Consider the following 17,706-nt stretch of genomic DNA (forward strand, 5'->3'; position numbering starts at 1 on the left):
AGCGGGCTGCTCACGATCGTCTGAATTCGGCGCTCATGATCGCGCGAAATCGCTGCTCACCATCAGTGAAATATGCACCGATGGTGACGTTCAGGGGCGCAGCCGCCCCCATGGCCGGGTCTTCACCAGCCTTTCACACGACATCATCGTGCACGAAATGACTCACGCGTTGCTGGATGGTCTCCGGACGCGCTTTCGGCTGCCGACCCACCCGGATGTCTCGGCCTTCCACGAAGGATTTGCCGACCTTGTGGCAATCCTCATGCACTTCTCATATTCGGATGTCGTTCATGCCGCGATTGAGCGGTCGGGCGCCAAGCTTGAGACCGATGAGCTGCTTCTGTCACTCGCTTCCCAATTCGGACATGCCACAGGTTCTGGCGGACCGTTACGCTCAGCGATCACTCTCGCTGGCCCTGGGCAGCACGAGGAACGCAGCATCGAACGGTATGACAAGGCTGGAGACGAGCCACACGAGCGCGGTTCGCTTCTGGTAACTGCGATCTTCGAAGCATTCGCGACGGTACTGCGGCGGAAGACGAAACGGTACCTTCGCCAGGCGCGTCTGGCTCCCGGTGAAGCTCCCGGCCCGGAGCTCGCCGGGATTTTCGCGGACCAGGCAAGCACATTGGCATCGCAGTTTCTTTCAATTTGCATACGTGCCATCGACTACTGCCCGCCGTTCGACCTGCGTTTTGGCGAATATCTGCGAGCCCTGATCACTGCGGATTTCGATCTCGTTCAAGACGATCCCTTCGGCTATCGCGAGGCCATCATCGATTCGTTCGCGCGCCGCCGCATCTACGCCGATGACGTGCCGGACCTCGCGGAGGATTCTCTGCTGTGGCGACCGCCTGACAGAAAGATGGAACCGATCGAAGCCCTGCACTTCAAGGAGATGCGCTTCGCCGGCGATCCGGGACGAGCAGCCGATGAGACCGAGCTGCGACGCCAGGCCGAGGCACTTGGGGCCTATGTCATGCGGCCAGGATATGCACATGCGTTCGGCTGTGCCTTGCCAGGCGACAGCCGATTGGAGGGCGATCGCGTCGATCCGGCCGTTGTTGGTTCTATTCGATCCCTGCGTCGTGTCGGACCGGACCGGCAGGTCACCTTCGATACTGTAGCCGAGATCACCCAGCGGCGCTGGTGCAAGCAGAGCTCGAAAGCAACAAGTGAAGTTTTCGGCGGCTCTACCGTCATCCTGGGTCCGGATGGGCAAGTTCGCTACGTGATCCGCAAGAGCGTTACGGATCGACGCCGAATACAGGCACAAGCAGACTATCTTGACAGCAAAGGCGGCTCGAAAGGGTGGACGAAACGCGGAATGCGCCGTCACCTGCCACGATCGAGCAAATGCCATCTCTTCCAGCAGAATGTCGACGACGCCAGCAAGCAGCAACGAGGAGGAGGATAACATGTGCGATAGCGACCAGAAACTCCGCCAGGCTTTGATGAGAATCGCGGAGGTGGCTCAGACAGCCGTGGATAGCGGTCCGTATACGGACGAAGACGATAGCAAACCGCATGGCGAGACGACGCGAGGTTCCCATACCCACGCGGGTGGGAGAAACGCGCACTGTTCGATTAAGCAACTGCCCGATCGTCTGGTCGAGAAGGCCGCAAAGACCGCAATATCAATCAACCCCGTGAATCGGGTTAGCTTCGGCCCGATCGGCGCTGTGGCGCGCGGTCTGGTGCTCTCGCCGGCAGCGATTTCAGTTCTGGTTGGGAAGTATTGGGGCCCGCAGCAGCGGCAACTCACGGTCAGCTTTCTGGATGGCGGGCCAAGCGATCTGCGCCGCCGGATCATTCAGCACATGAATGCCTGGAACCAAACCGCCGGCATCTCGTTCGTGGAGACCCGCGGTGTCGGGAAGGTGCGTATCTCGCGGAATCAAGCCGGATATTGGTCCTATCTCGGCACCGACATTCTGCATATCCCCAGCAATCGGCCGACGCTGAACCTCCAGGGTTTCACGATGAACATGCCGGAACGCGAATTCCATCGTGTGGTTCGTCATGAAGCCGGGCACACGCTCGGCTTCCCGCATGAGCACATGCGTGAGGAGCTGGTTGCGCTCATAGATCCAGAGAAGGCGTACGATTTCTTCCTGCGCACACAGGGTTGGTCTCGCGAGATGGTGGACCAGCAGGTGCTGACACCGCTCAGCCAGGATACGATCATGGGCACCCCGCCGGACCAGGATTCGATCATGTGCTACCAGCTTCCGGGATCGATTACGAAAACCGGCGAGCCGATCCGGGGAGGCATAGACATCAACGCCACCGACGCCGCGTTCGCCGGGCGGATCTACCCGAAGGTGTCGGCTGAGCGTGCCCCGTCGATCCAGGCTGGGATGGGCCTCGCCGACGAATGGTCGCCATCGGAAGACGTGGAAGTGGACGACGAACTGGTGCAGTAACGCTTTGGCGCACCTTATCGAGATCCAGGCATGCGACGCCCCCCCCACCCGTGCTGCATGTGCGGGTGGGAGACTTGCTGCTGTTCGGGGCAACCGGCGGGCGCGTTCTGGAAGGCGGGACGACCGTCGAACTCGTGGGGGTCTTCTCGCCCGGCGTGGTCTCGGATGACGGCCGTCTGCTGAGCCCGGCCGGACCGCCGACCAGCGCGTTGTTTCGGGCGCTCCAATCCGGGCAAGCCCGCATCGAGGTGATCAGAGGGGATCCATGGCAGGCTACCCCGGAAACGCGGCAGATCGCGATTGTCGTCGCCGCCGCCTGACGATCAGCTATTGGGCGGAAAAGCTGTATATGCCCTGCCCGATCGTCGCATCATAGCGACGCAGCGCTGCAACCTTGCTCCGCCGGCAGTTCCTCGGCGTGCGGGTCGCCTGGGGCTGTCGCCCAGGCCAGTTCGACGAGTGTCACGATCCTTCGGCCTGCACCGTCAAGCTGGCAGACGATGAGGCCCTGATCCTCGATATAGGTCAGCAGACGTTGCGCGCGGCGTAACGAGTGTGAGCCATAGGCGCGCGCAATCGCTGCATCGCTGGGGCACGGCCAGCCCTCCTTCGCCGCGCGAGCGATCATCATGAAGACGCCCTGCATGTCCTCCGGCAAGATCGAGGCGCGGAGCGAGACGTCCTGCCACGCGTCATCCTCGACCAGATCGGAGCCGAGCCCGGCGCGGGCACGCGTCAGCATGCGGCGGAAGTCGTTGAGGTCCGGCACCGCCGAACCGAGGCCCTCTATCCGGCAGCGGACCACGAACTCCTGATAGAGGACACCGATGGCGCGGAAGCCCGCATCGGGTTCTGCAAGGACGGCGCTCAGGATACGGTCCACCTGCTCGCGCCGCTCGGCCAATTCCTCATCGCTGATTGGCACCTCAATCGCTTCGGGACGGATATCCGGGACCGCGGACTTCGCCGCCCTGAGCTGTTCGAGAAGATCCGGCGCCGGCCGGCGCTGCGGCCGGCCAGCCTCGGGCGGCGGCGCTGCCAGGATCACGGCGCGCGCGTCTTCCAGCGTCGCCTCCGGCAGCGGCAGCAGTCGCGGCGTCGCATTGCGCGCGTGGGTATCCGTCGGGCCAATGCGCAGCCCCAGGGGACGGCGGGACAGCGCCGGGCCCAGCGCCATGAATTGTCCACGCTCCAGGTCCCGGAAGGCCTCTGCCTGCCGCCGCTCCATGCCGAGAAGATCGGCAGCGCGCGCCATGTCGATATCAAGGAAAGTTCGGCCCATGAGGAAATTGGACGCCTCGGCCGCGACGTTCTTGGCGAGCTTCGCAAGTCGCTGGGTTGCGATGATCCCGGCAAGCCCACGCTTGCGGCCACGGCACATGAGGTTCGTCATGGCGCCGAGCGAGAGCTTGCGCGCCTCGTCCGAAACTTCCCCGGCGATCGCCGGCGCAAAGAGCTGCGCTTCATCCACCACCACAAGCATCGGATACCAGTGGTCGCGCTCGATGTCGAACAGGCCGCCGAGGAAGGCGGCGGCGCGGCGCATCTGGTTCTCTGCGTCCAGCCCCTCGAGATTAAGCACGGTGGAGACGCGATGGATGCGCGCCCGCTCGCCGGCAACCTGCAGGCCTCGCTCGGTATGGTCCTCGGCATCGATCACGAGATGACCGAAACGATCGGCCAGCGTCACGAAATCGCCTTCGGGGTCGATGATGGCCTGTTGCACCCAGGCGGCACTCTGTTCGAGCAGCCGGCGCAGCAGATGGGATTTGCCGGAGCCTGAATTGCCCTGCACCAGGAGGCGGGTCGCCAGCAATTCCTCGAGGTCCAGAACAGCCGGGGCGCCGGCCGTCGTGTGCCCCATCTCGATCGCAACGGTCATGTCCCGACTCAAACTCTCCTTGCGGAGAGCGGCTTATCAACCCGATCACAGCCCGTCGAGCGCCCCACGGCCAATCAGTCCGTCTTCCACACAGCGTCCACCGATAACACCGAATCGCGCGTTTCCGGCTTAGATCATGATCCGATTGGACGGAATCGGATCATGATCTCATCTCTTTGTTTGAGCATGATCTTTTCGGAAAACCGGTATCCACTTTTCCGGATCATGCTCTAATGCCCCTTGAGGTCGAAGCGCTTCAGCTTGCGGTGCAGGGTGGCGCGGCTGACGCCGAGCGCCTTCGCCGCGGCCGAGACATTGCCCTGCGCACGCGCCAACGCCCGCTGCAGCGCCGCGCGCTGCGCGTCACCGAGGTGCTCGCAGCGCCCTTCCCGACCATCGAGCAAGTCGGCGGCCGGAACCGGCCGGAGTGCGCGGTCGGGCGCAAGCCCCAAGGTGAGCCGCGCCGAACGCGTCGCGCCGATCACGAGATCGTCGCTGTCGATCGCCAACAAGCCGCCGCCATGGGCCTCGGTCGGTGGCGTCAGCACAATCCGGGCGTTCGCAAAGGCGCTGCGGAACAGCTCGGCCTCGATCCGCCGCGCCGCCTCGCCGGCAGCAAGCGCAATCAGGCTGGCGAAGGCGTCAGTGCGATCGGCACGGCACGAGGAGACATCGAGCACGCCGACGAGCCTTGCGTGCTCGTCATAGATCGGGGCCGCGGTGCAGCTCAGCAGCGTGTTGCGGGTGAAGAAATGCTGTTCGCGGTCAATGGTCAGGACGCGCTGCTCGACCAGGCAGGTGCCGATGCCATTGGTGCCCTCGTGCTCTTCGTTCCAGATCGCACCGGTCCACAAACCCCAGTCCTCGAAGGTGGAATCATCAGCCACGTGGCCGCGCCGCTCCAGCGGAATACCGTCGTGATTGGCGAGCAGCACGCAGCAGCCGGCGGCGCCCACCGCCTGGTACAGCCGGTCCATGCTGGCTTGCGCCGCGCGCAATAGCGGCGCGACCCGCTCCCGCGCCACTTGGAGCTCAGCCCCGGTCAGCCGTTGCGGCGGCCGTGTTCCGGCGGGATCAAGCTGATGCAATCGGGAAGACCGTCGCCATGACGCCACGAGCGCGGATCTCGCGGCCTGCCCGGCTTCGATCGCGGCCTCGACACGGGCCGCGTGATGAGCGAGCTTAAGCTCCTTCATCCCGCTGATACTCCCTCCCTTGACCCAATATTGGGGCATGCGGACCATGGCTTCCTTGACCTTCGTCAAAGTCAGTCACGGTAGGAGCTGGACCGCCATCGCGGGGCTCGCTGGCGTTTGATGCGTTCTTTTTACCCCGATTGGGGCCACTGCGCTCGGAACGCTTCCACCACCTTACGGCAATTGGGACGGCTCGACAATTAGTTCGACTTGCTGATCCGCACCAGGTCACGCGGATTGGCGTAGTCGAGCTGGAAGCGGGCACGCTCGTCCAGCATATCGGGGTCGAGGCTCTCTGAACGGAGCAACGACACCCGCTTCTCGCCTTCGATGCGTTCCTTCTTCAGCCGCTGCAACTCGGAGGTCAGCGCGATGATCTCCTGGTCGAGCTCCTGCCGGGCGTTCAGGCCGTATTTGCCGGTATAGGCATTGACGCCGAAATAGCCGATCATCAGGGCCGCCATCGTGTAGAGGGCGAGCCCGGTCAGGATCGACTTGAGGCGCGTGCGGGAGACCATGCCGCTAGCTTGGGATGCCGCGGTTAATGGACTCCTAAAACGAAATCACTTGTTGTGCTTTTCAACGTGGGCCGCGAACGCGTCGATATACTGCTGCAGCACCTGCCGCAGCGCGTCCTTGGTGACCTCGCCATCGGCGTCGAAGGCATCGCTGATCGCGTTCAGATAAATCTCCGGCTGCTGCAGGATCGGACCCGTAATCCCCGGCAGGATGTTCTGCAGGTGCTTGGCGGCTAACACGCCGCCGAGCGGCCCCGGCGAATTGCTGACGATGCCGACCGGCTTGCCGTTGAACGAGCTCTTGCCATACGGGCGTGAGCCGACATCGATGGCGTTCTTCAGGACGCCGGGGATCGAGCGGTTGTATTCCGGCGTCACGAACAGGATGCCGTTCGACTGCTGCAGCTTCTCCCGAAATGCCAACCAGTCGGCCGGCGGGTTGGCCTCCAGGTCCTGGTTGAAGAAGGAAATGCCGTTCGGGGTCATAACGTCGAGCTTCAGCGAGGACGGCGCGAGCTTTGCCAGCGCGCGAGCGATCTTCAGCGAGAAGCTTTCCTTGCGCAGGCTGCCTGCGATGGTGACGACGGTGTAGGCCATTTGGGTTCCCTTCGATCGACGAGTTCGACGCGCGACTTAAGCCGCGACCACGAAAAGAATGCAAGTGCATGGAACATGCAATTGCGGAAACACAGCGTTCGCGGAAATGAGCTTGGCGGAAAACGAGGGAGCTGACCGTAAATCGGGCGCCGCCCCGTAGCCCGGGTGGAGCGGAACGCGCAACCCGGGACATCTGCATCAATGTCTACGAAGGTCCCGGGTTACGCTGGCGCTTCACCCGGGCTACGGCACTACTTGTTCGGGTTGATCAGGAATTTCTCACCGGTGGCGCGCCTGGCGTAAACAGCGATGTTGGAGAGCGACAGCGCTTCCGGCAGCGACACCACCTGCGTGTAATGGCTTGCAAAGGTGGTCTTGAGTTCGTCGACCACACGCTGACGCAACCTTGCGAAATCCGCCGGCGGCAGCTTCTGCAGGAAGTAGGTCAGGAGCCAGCCACCGACGCCCCAGGCCATGCCGAAGCCGCGCGGCAATTCGACCGGGCCGGTATCGAGGCTGCCATAGATGTAGACCTGCTTGTGCACGGCCGAGCCGTAGCGGCTGTATTCCTTGGCGGTCTTGTTGATCGCGACTTCCATCGCGTTGAGGATCTGGCCGGCGAGCTTGCCGCCGCCGATGGCGTCGAAGGCGATGGTGGCGCCGGTCTCGACCAGCGCGTTGGTGAGGTCATCCACGAATGTCGGCGCGGAGGAATCGACGACGTGCTTGGCGCCGATCTTGTGCAGGATGTCGGCCTGCGCCTTGCTGCGCACGATGTTGACCAGCGGAATGCCGTCCTTGAGGCAGATCTTGTTCAGCATCTGGCCGAGATTGGAGGCGGCCGCCGTATGCACCAGCGCCTTGTGGCCTTCGCGCCGCATGGTCTCGGTCATGCCAAGCGCAGTCAGCGGATTGACGAAGCAGGAGGCGCCCTCCGCGGGCGTGGTGCCCTCGGGCAGCACCAAGACGTCCCTCGCCCGCGCTACGCGATACTGCGCATACATCGCGCCGCCGAGCAGCGCGACCGTCTTGCCGAGCAGCGCCTTCGCCGCATCAGACGATCCGGTCCTCACGACGACGCCGGCTCCCTCGTTGCCAACAGGCATCGATTGATCGAGCCGCGCCACGAGCCCGCCAAGCGCCGCTTGCGGCACCTTCGCGGAGATAACCGGAGATTCCTTGCTGTCGGAGGCCTTGACGGTCGAAAGGTCCGCAGGGCCGATCAGCAGCCCAAGGTCGGACGGATTGATCGGCGTCGCCTCGACGCGGACCACGATCTCGTCCGGACCGGGTTCGGGGGTTGGCACCTCCACAAGCGAAATTTCCAGCTCGCCACTCTTCTTGATCAGCGAACGGAGCTGAAGCCCAGTCTTGCCGTCGGATGCCATCGTACCCCTCCCTTGCTTGTTGTCCGGCCGCCTTCAGTTAGGCGGGCCGGCCGCAACAAACAAGGGCCGAAGCCTGCGTAGCCCGGGTGGGGCCAACGGGTCGCGCGAACGCGCGCCCCGTTGGCCCCACCCGGGCTACGAGACCAAGGCGACGTTCGCTAGCCGCCCTAGGCCAACGCCTTGAACGCCGACTTGCCCGCGTACAGTGCCTGCTTGCCGAGCTGCTGCTCGATGCGCAACAACTGATTGTATTTCGCGGTCCGGTCGGAGCGCGCCAGCGAGCCGGTCTTGATCTGTCCGCAATTGGTGGCGACCGCGAGATCGGCGATGGTGGCGTCTTCCGTTTCGCCGGAACGATGCGACATCACCGAGGTGTAGCCGGCCTTGTGCGCCATCTCGACGGCCGCAAGCGTCTCCGTCAGCGTGCCGATCTGGTTGACCTTGATCAGGATCGAATTGGCACGGCCGCTCCTGATGCCGTCGGCAAGGCGCGTCACGTTGGTGACGAAGAGATCGTCGCCGACGAGCTGGCACTTGCTACCGACCAGCTCGGTCAGTTCGTTCCAGCCTTCCATGTCGTCTTCGGACATGCCGTCCTCGATGGTGACGATCGGATAGCGCGAGACCAGATCGGCGAGATATTTCGCCTGCTCGGAGCGCGAGCGCGTCTTGTTCTCGCCGCCATAGACGTATTTGCCGTCCTTGAAGAATTCGGTGGAGGCGCAGTCGAGCCCGAGCATCACATCATGGCCCGCCTTGTAGCTGGCCTTGCCGATCGCGTTCATGACGAAATCGAGTGCGGCGTCCGCGGACGGCAGGTTCGGCGCAAAGCCGCCTTCGTCGCCGACATTGGTGTTGTGGCCGGCCTTCTTCAGTTCGCCGCGCAGCGTGTGGAAGATTTCCGAGCCGCAGCGCAGCGCTTCGGCGAAGGTTTCGGCGCCGACCGGTAGGATCATGAATTCCTGGAAGTCGATCGGGTTGTCGGCATGCACGCCGCCATTGATGATGTTCATCATCGGAACCGGCAGCGTCCGCGCCGAGGTGCCGCCGACGTAGCGATAGAGCGGCATGTCGAAGGACTCGGCGGCCGCCTTGGCGCAGGCGAGCGAGACGCCGAGGATGGCGTTGGCGCCGAGCCGGCCCTTGTTCGGCGTGCCGTCGAGGTCGATCATGATCTGGTCGATCCGGACCTGATCCTCGACCGCGTGGTCGCTGAGCGCCTCGAAGATCTCGCCGTTGACGGCGCCGACCGCCTTCTGCACGCCCTTGCCGAGATAGCGCGCCTTGTCGCCGTCGCGCAGCTCGACCGCCTCATGCGCGCCGGTGGAGGCCCCCGATGGCACCGCGGCGCGGCCGACCGCACCGTCTTCCAGCACCACATCGACCTCGACCGTGGGATTGCCGCGGCTGTCGAGAATTTCGCGGCCGATGATGTCGACGATAGCGGTCATGATGTGCACTTCCTCAGGTGTGGTTCTGGTTGGATGCGCTGCGTCATACACGGCATGCAGGCAAATGTGAACGCTTACGCTTTGACACGCATCTGACGCGGCAATGTGGTAGGTTTATGCTGATCTTCGCGTTTCAACCCATTGTTTTACAAAGCCGGGGTAACGCAATGAATCGCCGCAAGTTTCTCGCTTCAAGCGCTGCCGCAATTCTGGCCACGCCCACGGTGTTGCGCGGGGCCGGCGCCCAAGAGGCCCAGGCGGGCGCGTTCCCCGTGAAATATTTCCCGGTAACCCGCGGAATGGGCTCGCGCGACGTCAAGCCGGCCCCCGACGGCACGATCTGGTTCTGCGGACAGCGCAATGGGAAGCTCGGCCGGCTCGATCCGCGGGACGGCACCTTCAAGCTGATCGACCTCGGACAGGGCGCCGCGCCGCACGGGGTTACCCTTGGTTCGGATGGCGCGCCGTGGATCACCGAGGGTGGACAGAATGCGATTGCCCGCGTCGATCCCGGCGATCACAAGGTGACGCTGTTTCCACTGCCCGAAAAATTCGCCTACGCCAATCTCAATACCGGCGTGTTCGACAAAAGCGGGATCTACTGGTTCACCGGTCAGTCCGGCTACTACGGCCGGCTCGATCCCAAATCCGGCGCGATGAAAGTATTCGAGGCGCCGAGAGGCGTCGGCCCCTACGGCATCACGGTCACGCCGAAGGGCGATGTCTGGTACGCCTCACTTGCGGGAAGTCACATCGCCAGGATCGATCTCGCGACGGGGCGAGCGAACGTGGTCGAGCCGCCCACGCCGAAGCAAGGCGCGCGGCGGATCTGGTCGGATTCACGGAGCCGGCTGTGGATCAGCGAATGGAACAGCGGTCAGGTGTCAATGCACGAGCCCGCCGATGGCTCCTGGAAAACCTGGAAATTGCCGGGCGACAACCCGCGCGCTTATGCCGTCTATGTCGATGACAAGGACAAGGTCTGGCTCACCGATTTCTCGGCCAACGCGATCGTACGTTTCGATCCGCTGACGCAGGCGTTTCGCTCGTTCCCGAGCGACAAACCCGGCGCGAATGCGCGGCAGCTCGACGGCCGGCCGGGCGAGACCTGGGGCGGAGAATCCGGCAACGACCGTCTCGTCATGATTCAAACCGCGGCGCCGGCATAGATCCCGTGCAAGCCTGCTGGCAATCGTCCGTGATGTGACACGCTTGCGCCTCGCCTTGACGGTTGACGAACAATCCCGCTTGCGTCCATGTCAGCGATCCCCAAAGGACAGATTTCATGGCGCAAAGACCCCTGCAGCTCGGCCGTGCCGTCAAATGGCCGGACACCCCGGACAAGGCCGTGCTCGACCGCGTTCCCAATCCGCAAGCAGGCACCGATTACCTGGTGCGGTTCGCCGTGCCGGAATTCACCTCGATCTGCCCGGTGACGGGCCAGCCGGACTTCGCGCATCTGGTGATCGACTACGTACCGGGCCGCTGGCTGCTCGAGTCCAAATCGCTGAAGCTCTACGCCGCGAGCTTCCGCAATCACGGCGCCTTCCACGAAGACTGCACGGTGATGATCGGCAAGCGGATCGCAAGCGAGATCAAGCCGAAATGGCTCCGCATCGGCGGCTATTGGTATCCGCGCGGCGGCATTCCAATCGACGTGTTCTTCCAGACCGGGCGCCTGCCCAAGGGCGTTTGGGTCCCCGACCAGGGCGTCGCGCCCTATCGCGGGCGGGGTTGAACCACACCCTTTTCGCGGTCAGAGCCGATAGGCATCGACCGCGGCATGGGCGTTCGAGCCGAAGCCCGCCACCCCCACGCTCATCAATGCCGGCCACACGATGGGGCCGGCATTGTGACCGCCGAGATGCCAATTCATGGCCGCCAGCATGTCCGGCGGCGGCTGGAGGGCGAACGACGCGCATCCGAAGGCCGCAACCAGCAGACATATCGCGAGCGTGCCGGCGACGCGCTCCGGCTCCGACGGCGATAGCCGGCGCGACGCGTGGCGGATTCGCGCGCTCGTCGACGCAACATAGCGGCACTTGGTCAGCGCCACTCCTGCGGCCAACAACAGGTAGACCGATCGCAGCGACGCAACGACGGAAAATGCCCGGTCGTTATCGGAGCCCGACGCGAACGAGATCACGAGCGGCGTGACTACGAGGACGACAGCGACTTGAACACACCCGGCGACCAGGCCGGCCTGGAACAACTGAAGTCGTTCCCCGCCCCTCAACTCGAACTGCCATTTGCCGCCGTACGATCGAGCAGAGAGAGCAGTCCCTGCAGGATCTTGACCGGCGACGGCGGACAACCGGGAATATGAAGATCAACGGGAACGACCTGCGAGACTCCTCCGACGACCGCATAGCTGCCGGCAAAGCAACCGCCGTCGCGCGCACAATCACCGACGGCGACGACCCATTTCGGATTGGGGGTCGCATGATAGGTCCGCTCCAGCGCCTCGCGCATGTTCTTCGTCACCGGCCCGGTCACCATCAGCACATCAGCGTGGCGCGGCGAAGCAACGAAGCGGATTCCGAAGCGCTCGACGTCGTAGTAGGCATTGCTGAGCGCGTGAATCTCGAGCTCACAGCCGTTGCACGAGCCGGCATCGATTTCGCGGATCGACAGGCTTCTGCCGAGGCGCCGCCGCGCCGCACGCTGGAACGCCGCCGCCAGTTCGTCGACGGCGGCTTGTTCGGGCAGCGGCGGCTGCTCCGCGAGCGGGCTTCGGAACAGACTCTGAAAGAGAAGCTTGCGCATGTCTTCTCCTAAACGTCATGCCCGGAATAGGAGCAGTTGAACGATTTGTTGCAGAGTGGAAAATCCGCGACGATGTTGTTCTCGATGGCCGCTTCCAGCAGCGGCCACTGAAACCAGGATGGGTCGCGGAGATAACAGCGGTCGATCCGGCCGCCAGCGAGCCGGAGCCACACCATGATGTCGCCCCTGAAGCCTTCGACCAATGCCATGCCCTCTCGCGGCGCCGCTTGGGAGGGCACCGGCACGCGCAGTTCACCGTCGGGCAGCCGGTCCAGGATCTGCCCCGTCAAGGACAGGCTCTGCTCGACTTCGCGAATTCGGATCCAGATGCGTGCGTTCACATCGCCGTCGTCGAGCACCGGCACCTCGAAGCGCAGCCCATCATACGGAGCGTAGCCCGGACTGCAACGGGCATCGAATACGCGTCCGGACGCGCGGCCGACATAGCCGCCCGCAGCATATTGTCTTGCCAGAGCCGCTGTGACGATCCCGGTAGCGACAGTGCGATCCTGCAGCGATGCCGTGTTGTCGTAGAGCTCGATCAGCGCCGGAAAGCGCCGCCTGATATCGTCGAGAACCGTGCGGATCGCTGCTCGTCCGCTTTCGTCGAGATCGCGGACGATGCCGCCGGGAACGATGATGTCCCGCATCAGGCGGTGACCGAAGGCGCTATCGGCCGCGCGGAGGATTCCTTCGCGCAGGATGTTGCAATGGGCCTGCATCAGGTTGAACGACGCGTCGTTGCAGATGGCGCCGATGTCGCCGAGATGATTGGCCAGCCGCTCAAGCTCCGCAAGCAGCGCCCGCAGCCAGACCGCGCGGGACGGCGCCTTGAGCCCCAGCGCCGCCTCCACTGCCTGCGAGAACGCGAGCGCGTAAGCAACCGTGCTGTCTCCGGAGACACGGCCGGCGAGCCGGACCGCCCGATCGATGTCCGCTCCCACCATCAGTCCGTCGATGCCCTTGTGGACGTAACCAAGACGCTGCTCGAGCCGGACCACGGTTTCCCCGCTTGCACTGAAGCGGAAGTGCCCGGGCTCGATGATGCCGGCATGCACCGGCCCGACCGCGATCTGATGCAGGCCCGGGCCGTCGGCGGAAAGAAACGCGTAAGCTGCCGAGTTGACAGGCGACGCGACGGAATCGCCGAGCGGATGCCGGACGCCCCACTCGCCGTGATCGAGCCACGGGCGCGCATCGGGCGAGCCCTCAGCCGTAAGACCAAACAAATCAGTGATGGTGCGCTCAGGACGAAGCGCCGGCGGGTGATGCCGTCCGATCGACGGAAAACGCCGGTCCGCACATTCGAGGCTGAGGACTGCGATCTCCGCGGCCTCCTCCTCCCGCACCGCCATGTGCACCATCGCTTGCTCACCCCACAGGCCGAGCAGGCTCCATCGGCCGGACGCCAATTCGCCGGCGGCGAGATTCCAGGTGTCAGCGTCGACGATCGCCCGCCGCCAGGGCGCGTGGCGCTCGGCCGGGCGGCCGGTCAGGACGAGATCAATCAGCGAGGGCATGGCCTGACCTCCTCACTCTATCCCAGGAGCCGCGCCACATGTTGAAACCAGTCGACGAGCGGGCCAGGAAAATAGATGCCCGCGATCAGCACCAGCGCGAGATGCGCAAACATCGGCAGATAGGAAGCGTCCGCCGGCGCCTTGCTGCCGCGCGGCTCGCCGAATGCGACATTGGTCAGACGAAGGATCAGTGCGCCGAACGCGACCAGGATGCCGAAGACAAGCACGAGGGCGAGCAAAGGCTGCCGCGCGAATGTCGAACTCACGACCAGGAATTCGCTCATGAAGATGCCGAGCGGCGGAAGTCCGGCGATCGCTACGACACCCACCACGAGCCCCCACCCGAGCGCCGGATGGGTCACCGTCAATCCCCGTATCCGCGCAATGCGCTGCGTGCCCTCGATCTGCGAAATGTGACCGACGGCGAAGAAGATCGCCGACTTCGTCAGGCTGTGCATCACCATGTGCAGCAGGCCGGCGAAGTTGGCCAGCGGACCGCCCATTCCGAATGCGAACACGATGATGCCCATGTGCTCGATCGACGAGTACGCGAACAGGCGCTTGATGTCGCGCCGCCGGTAGAGCATGAACGCAGCGAACACAACGGAAATCAGCCCCATCGTCACCATCAGCGGGCCCGGCGCGATCGCACCGGGGCTGGCGGCGAGCAGGATCTTGAAGCGCAACAGCGCGTAGAGCGCGACGTTGAGCAGGAGTCCCGACAAGACCGCCGATATCGGCGTCGGGCCTTCTGCATGCGCATCGGGAAGCCACGCATGCAGCGGCGCCAGGCCTACTTTCGTGCCGTAGCCGAGCAGCAGGAAGACGAAGGCCACGTTGAGCAATGCCGGATCGAACTTCGCGGTCTGCCCGACCAATACGGTCCACACCATGGCGTCCGGCCCCTCGCCCACGATCGGTCGCGCCGCCATGTAAACCAGGATCGTCCCGAACAGCGCGAACGCAATCCCGACGCTGCCGAGGATGAAATATTTCCAGGCCGCCTCGAGCGCCGCATGCGTTCGGTAGATACCGACCATCAGCACCGTCGTCAGTGTCGCCACCTCGACGGCGACCCACATCAGCCCGATATTGTTCGACACGAATGCGAGATTCATGCCGAACATCATGGTCTGATACATCGCGTGGTAGAAGCGCAGATAGACCGGCGTCAGCCGCCCGGTTTCAAGTTCATGCGCGATGTAGCCTGCGCTGAAGATGCTGGTCGTGAATCCGACGAAGGTATTGAGGACGATGAAGACGATGTTGAGGTCGTCCACCAGCAGATAGGCCCCGGGCGGCGGACGATCGATCAGGAACAGCGACAGCGCCGCAACGAAGGTCGCCAAACTGGCCACGATGTTGAGGCGCGCCGTCAGGCGGTAGTCGGGCAACGCAGCGAGCAGCAGCGCCGATGCAGCCGGGATCCACAGCACGGCCGCCGCGGGATCGAACGAGAGCCCGGTCATCGCCGCTCTCCCCGGAAGTCATCGAGCGTGGAGACGTCGACGGAATCGAACCGCTCCCGAATCCGGAACAGGAAGATGCCGATCACGATGAACGCGATCAGGATCGAGAATGCCACGCTGATCTCGACCACGAGCGGCATGCCCTTGGCGCCGGTGGCCGCCAGCACCAGCCCGTTCTCCAGCGACATGAAGCCGACCACCTGGCTCACGGCGTTGCGCCGTGTCACCATGACCAACAGTCCGAGCAGCACGACCGAGAGCGCGAACGCCAGGTCCTCGCGCGCCAATGGGTCTGCCTCCGGCGTGACCCGCAGCATCAGCACCATCGAGAGCGCCACCAGCCCCATCCCGGCCAGCATGGTCGGACCGATTCCGACTGCGGCCTCGATGTCGCGGTGGATTCCGAGCCGCTGCACGATACGATGCAACGCCACCGGGATGATGATCGCCTTGAAGACCAGCGCGATGGCTGCCGTGACGTAGAGATGCGGCGCGTCCTGGATGAAGGCCTGCCAAGCGACTGAAAGTGCGAGCACCACGGCGTGCAGCGCAAACACATTGAGCAACGAATAGAGCCGGTCCTGGTACAGCATCAGGAAACTGATCAGGACCAGCCCGCCGGCGAGCGTATGGGAAACGTCGAAGGCGAGACTGTGCAATTGCATCAGAAGCTCCTCGAAACGAACAGCAGCAGCGTTCCAAGCAGGCCGAGCATCAGCGCGGCGCCCAGGAACTGCGGAACGCGGAACACCCGCATTTTCGCCGTCGCCGTCTCGAACAGCGCCAGCAGGAAACCTGCAACCGCGAGCTTGACGAGATAGGCGCCGGCACCGATCGCGTAGGCCGCCACCGTGCCGGAGCCAAACACCGCGATCTTCCAGGGCATGAACACGCAGGCGATCAGCGAAATGTAGAGTAGCAGCTTGAGGAAGGCGCCGAATTCGATCATCGCGAGATGGCGTCCCGAATATTCGAGAACCATCGCCTCATGGACCATGGTCAGCTCGAGATGCGTCGCCGGATTGTCGATCGGGATGCGCCCGTTCTCCGCCAGCGCGACCATGATCAGCGCAATCAGCGCCATTCCAAGCGATACCCGTAGTCCGACGTAGGACGAGGCCAGGACGTTCGCGACAGTCGACAGTTGCGTCGACCCGGCGACCAAAGCCAGGCAGAACACCATCAGCAGCATCGCCGGCTCCGCCAGCGCGGCGATCATGACTTCGCGGCTGGAGCCGATGCCGCCGAAGCTGGTGCCGACATCCATGCCCGCGAGCGCCAGGAAGAAGCGCGCGCTTCCGAGCAGCGCGACGATGGCGATCAGGTCCGCCGTCCAGTTGAACAGAAGGCCGGTCGCGAACGTCGGCACCAGGGCAGCGGCAACCCAGATCGCGGCAAAGGTCACGTAGGGCGTTACCCGGAACAGCCACGACGCATTGTCGGCGAGCACCACTTCCTTGCGCATCAGCCGCAGCAGGTCGCGGTAAGGCTGAAAGACCGAAGCTCCCTCGCGGCGCACCAGGCGGGCCTTGACCTTGCGCACGAAGCCGGTCAGCAGCGGCGCGAGCAGCAGCACCAGCAGCATCTGCGCGCCCTGAACCATGATGTCGGAGATCACGACCATATCGCGAGCACCAGCAGCAGCGTGACGAGCGTTGCGAAAACAAGACTGAGATAGCGGCGGATGGTCAGGAATTGCAGGCGATTGAGCCACCCGGCGGAAAAGCCGACCGCCTCTGCGATCGGCCGATAGCCTCGCTCCCACACCAGATCATGCAATTCGATCCTGAGGCGCGCCGGCCTTGTATCTCCCGGAGGCGGCATCGCTACGTGATCGCGGGCATGGAAGGCGAGCGTGCCGAACACGCGGCGGATCGGCTGGGCGAAGCTTTCGCCGGAATATTGCGCAGCCGGTACGGGATCGGAAAATCCGCACCCCCACGCCGGCCCTCGCCTCAGCGCGCGGGAAGCGAAGCGATGGATGAAGAACGCGGCCGACGAGGCACAGATCGTGATGAACACCATCACCAGCAGTCCGTTATATGAACTGCGGCTGTCGGCGATCGGCACGATCGAGAGCCAGGCTTCGTTGGCCTGGACCGGCATGCGGCCACCGACGATGTCGATGCTGACGGGCGAAAGCGCGTCGATCACCAGGCCCGGCAGGATGCCGGCGAACAGGCACAAGGCGGCAAGAATGAACATCGCAGTGAGCGAATAGCGATCGACTTCGCCCGCCGTCTCTGCTGGCGCGCTGCGCGGCCGCCCGAGGAACGTGACACCATAAGCCTTGACGAAACAGGCCGCCGCCAGCGCTGCCGCAAGGGCCAGCGCCGCACCGACCGCGGGCACCATGATCTTCAGCGCCCATTGCGGCAGGTCCGGACTTTGCAGCACGGCCTGGAACATCAGCCATTCGTATTGCCTCACCTGAGGATGTTACTTTCGCTTGACGGATGTAGCTCCGACTGTCGGCCGGTCCGAGGTTGCGTC

Annotated in this window: 16 protein-coding genes and 2 pseudogenes; 5 read left to right on the forward strand and 13 right to left on the reverse strand. The window is 64.0% G+C overall.

What is annotated here, in order from left to right; all coding sequences use genetic code 11:
* From AAFX91_RS26380 to AAFX91_RS26390, 3 genes and pseudogenes are all read left to right on the forward strand, one after another.
* Window positions 1-1,417, forward strand: a pseudogene (locus AAFX91_RS26380) (hypothetical protein); the annotation flags it as partial.
* 1 nt (window position 1,418) lies between these two features.
* Complete coding sequence (locus AAFX91_RS26385; protein ID WP_394568606.1) at window positions 1,419-2,426, forward strand: M12 family metallopeptidase; 1,008 nt, start codon at window positions 1,419-1,421, stop codon at window positions 2,424-2,426.
* A gap of 74 nt (window positions 2,427-2,500) precedes the next feature.
* A complete protein-coding gene (locus AAFX91_RS26390; RefSeq protein WP_394568607.1) occupies window positions 2,501-2,746 on the forward strand; it encodes a hypothetical protein in 246 nt (81 codons plus the stop codon).
* Window positions 2,747-2,796: 50 nt separating this feature from the next.
* On the opposite strand, the gene AAFX91_RS26395 is transcribed toward AAFX91_RS26390, so the two are convergent.
* From AAFX91_RS26395 to eno, 6 genes are all read right to left on the reverse strand, one after another.
* Complete coding sequence (locus AAFX91_RS26395; protein ID WP_394568608.1) at window positions 2,797-4,308, reverse strand: helicase HerA domain-containing protein; 1,512 nt, start codon at window positions 4,306-4,308, stop codon at window positions 2,797-2,799.
* Window positions 4,309-4,538: 230 nt separating this feature from the next.
* Complete coding sequence (locus tag AAFX91_RS26400) at window positions 4,539-5,504, reverse strand: GAF domain-containing protein (RefSeq protein WP_394568609.1); 966 nt, start codon at window positions 5,502-5,504, stop codon at window positions 4,539-4,541.
* Window positions 5,505-5,704: 200 nt separating this feature from the next.
* Complete coding sequence (locus tag AAFX91_RS26405) at window positions 5,705-6,022, reverse strand: septum formation initiator family protein (protein WP_130580428.1); 318 nt, start codon at window positions 6,020-6,022, stop codon at window positions 5,705-5,707.
* 45 nt (window positions 6,023-6,067) lie between these two features.
* Entirely contained in the window at window positions 6,068-6,619 is a 552-nt protein-coding gene (locus AAFX91_RS26410; RefSeq protein ID WP_282527061.1) for an NADPH-dependent FMN reductase, read from the reverse strand.
* A 251-nt stretch (window positions 6,620-6,870) separates the two neighbouring features.
* Window positions 6,871-8,007 (reverse strand): zinc-binding dehydrogenase, encoded by a 1,137-nt coding sequence (locus AAFX91_RS26415; protein ID WP_394568610.1) that lies wholly within the window; start codon window positions 8,005-8,007, stop codon window positions 6,871-6,873.
* Window positions 8,008-8,174: 167 nt separating this feature from the next.
* Window positions 8,175-9,458 carry a phosphopyruvate hydratase gene (eno, locus tag AAFX91_RS26420; RefSeq protein WP_394568611.1) on the reverse strand — a complete coding sequence of 428 codons (1,284 nt, stop codon included), beginning with the start codon at window positions 9,456-9,458 and terminating at the stop codon, window positions 8,175-8,177.
* A gap of 167 nt (window positions 9,459-9,625) precedes the next feature.
* Between eno and AAFX91_RS26425 the strand changes: the two genes are divergently transcribed.
* The gene (locus AAFX91_RS26425; RefSeq protein WP_394568612.1) at window positions 9,626-10,627 is read left to right on the forward strand and encodes a lyase; all 1,002 of its coding nucleotides are present in this window, start codon (window positions 9,626-9,628) and stop codon (window positions 10,625-10,627) included.
* Window positions 10,628-10,743: 116 nt separating this feature from the next.
* Entirely contained in the window at window positions 10,744-11,196 is a 453-nt protein-coding gene (queF, locus tag AAFX91_RS26430) for a preQ(1) synthase (protein ID WP_027579121.1), read from the forward strand.
* Window positions 11,197-11,214: 18 nt separating this feature from the next.
* Here queF and AAFX91_RS26435 read toward each other — a convergent pair whose 3' ends face one another.
* The 7 genes and pseudogenes from AAFX91_RS26435 to AAFX91_RS26465 all read right to left on the reverse strand — a co-directional run.
* Window positions 11,215-11,670, reverse strand: a complete 456-nt coding sequence (locus tag AAFX91_RS26435; protein WP_394568613.1) for a hypothetical protein — start codon at window positions 11,668-11,670, stop codon at window positions 11,215-11,217.
* Window positions 11,671-11,690: 20 nt separating this feature from the next.
* A complete protein-coding gene (locus tag AAFX91_RS26440; protein ID WP_130580434.1) occupies window positions 11,691-12,224 on the reverse strand; it encodes an NADH-quinone oxidoreductase subunit B family protein in 534 nt (177 codons plus the stop codon).
* Between the two features lie 8 nt (window positions 12,225-12,232).
* Window positions 12,233-13,744, reverse strand: a complete 1,512-nt coding sequence (locus tag AAFX91_RS26445) for an NADH-quinone oxidoreductase subunit C (protein WP_130580435.1) — start codon at window positions 13,742-13,744, stop codon at window positions 12,233-12,235.
* Window positions 13,745-13,761: 17 nt separating this feature from the next.
* Window positions 13,762-15,213 carry a hydrogenase 4 subunit F gene (locus AAFX91_RS26450; RefSeq protein ID WP_394568614.1) on the reverse strand — a complete coding sequence of 484 codons (1,452 nt, stop codon included), beginning with the start codon at window positions 15,211-15,213 and terminating at the stop codon, window positions 13,762-13,764.
* Window positions 15,210-15,878 carry a hydrogenase-4 component E gene (locus AAFX91_RS26455; RefSeq protein WP_130580437.1) on the reverse strand — a complete coding sequence of 223 codons (669 nt, stop codon included), beginning with the start codon at window positions 15,876-15,878 and terminating at the stop codon, window positions 15,210-15,212. The genes AAFX91_RS26450 and AAFX91_RS26455 overlap by 4 nt, the downstream gene beginning before the upstream one ends.
* Complete coding sequence (locus AAFX91_RS26460) at window positions 15,878-16,837, reverse strand: respiratory chain complex I subunit 1 family protein (protein WP_130580438.1); 960 nt, start codon at window positions 16,835-16,837, stop codon at window positions 15,878-15,880. Before AAFX91_RS26460 ends, AAFX91_RS26455 begins: the two co-directional genes overlap by 1 nt.
* Window positions 16,828-17,631: pseudogene (locus AAFX91_RS26465) on the reverse strand (hydrogenase 4 subunit B); the annotation flags it as partial. The pseudogene AAFX91_RS26465 and the gene AAFX91_RS26460, both read right to left, overlap by 10 nt.
* Between the last annotated feature and the right edge of the window lie 75 nt (window positions 17,632-17,706).

The sequence above is a fragment of the Bradyrhizobium sp. 31Argb genome (assembly GCF_043638955.1).
GTDB lineage: Bacteria > Pseudomonadota > Alphaproteobacteria > Rhizobiales > Xanthobacteraceae > Bradyrhizobium.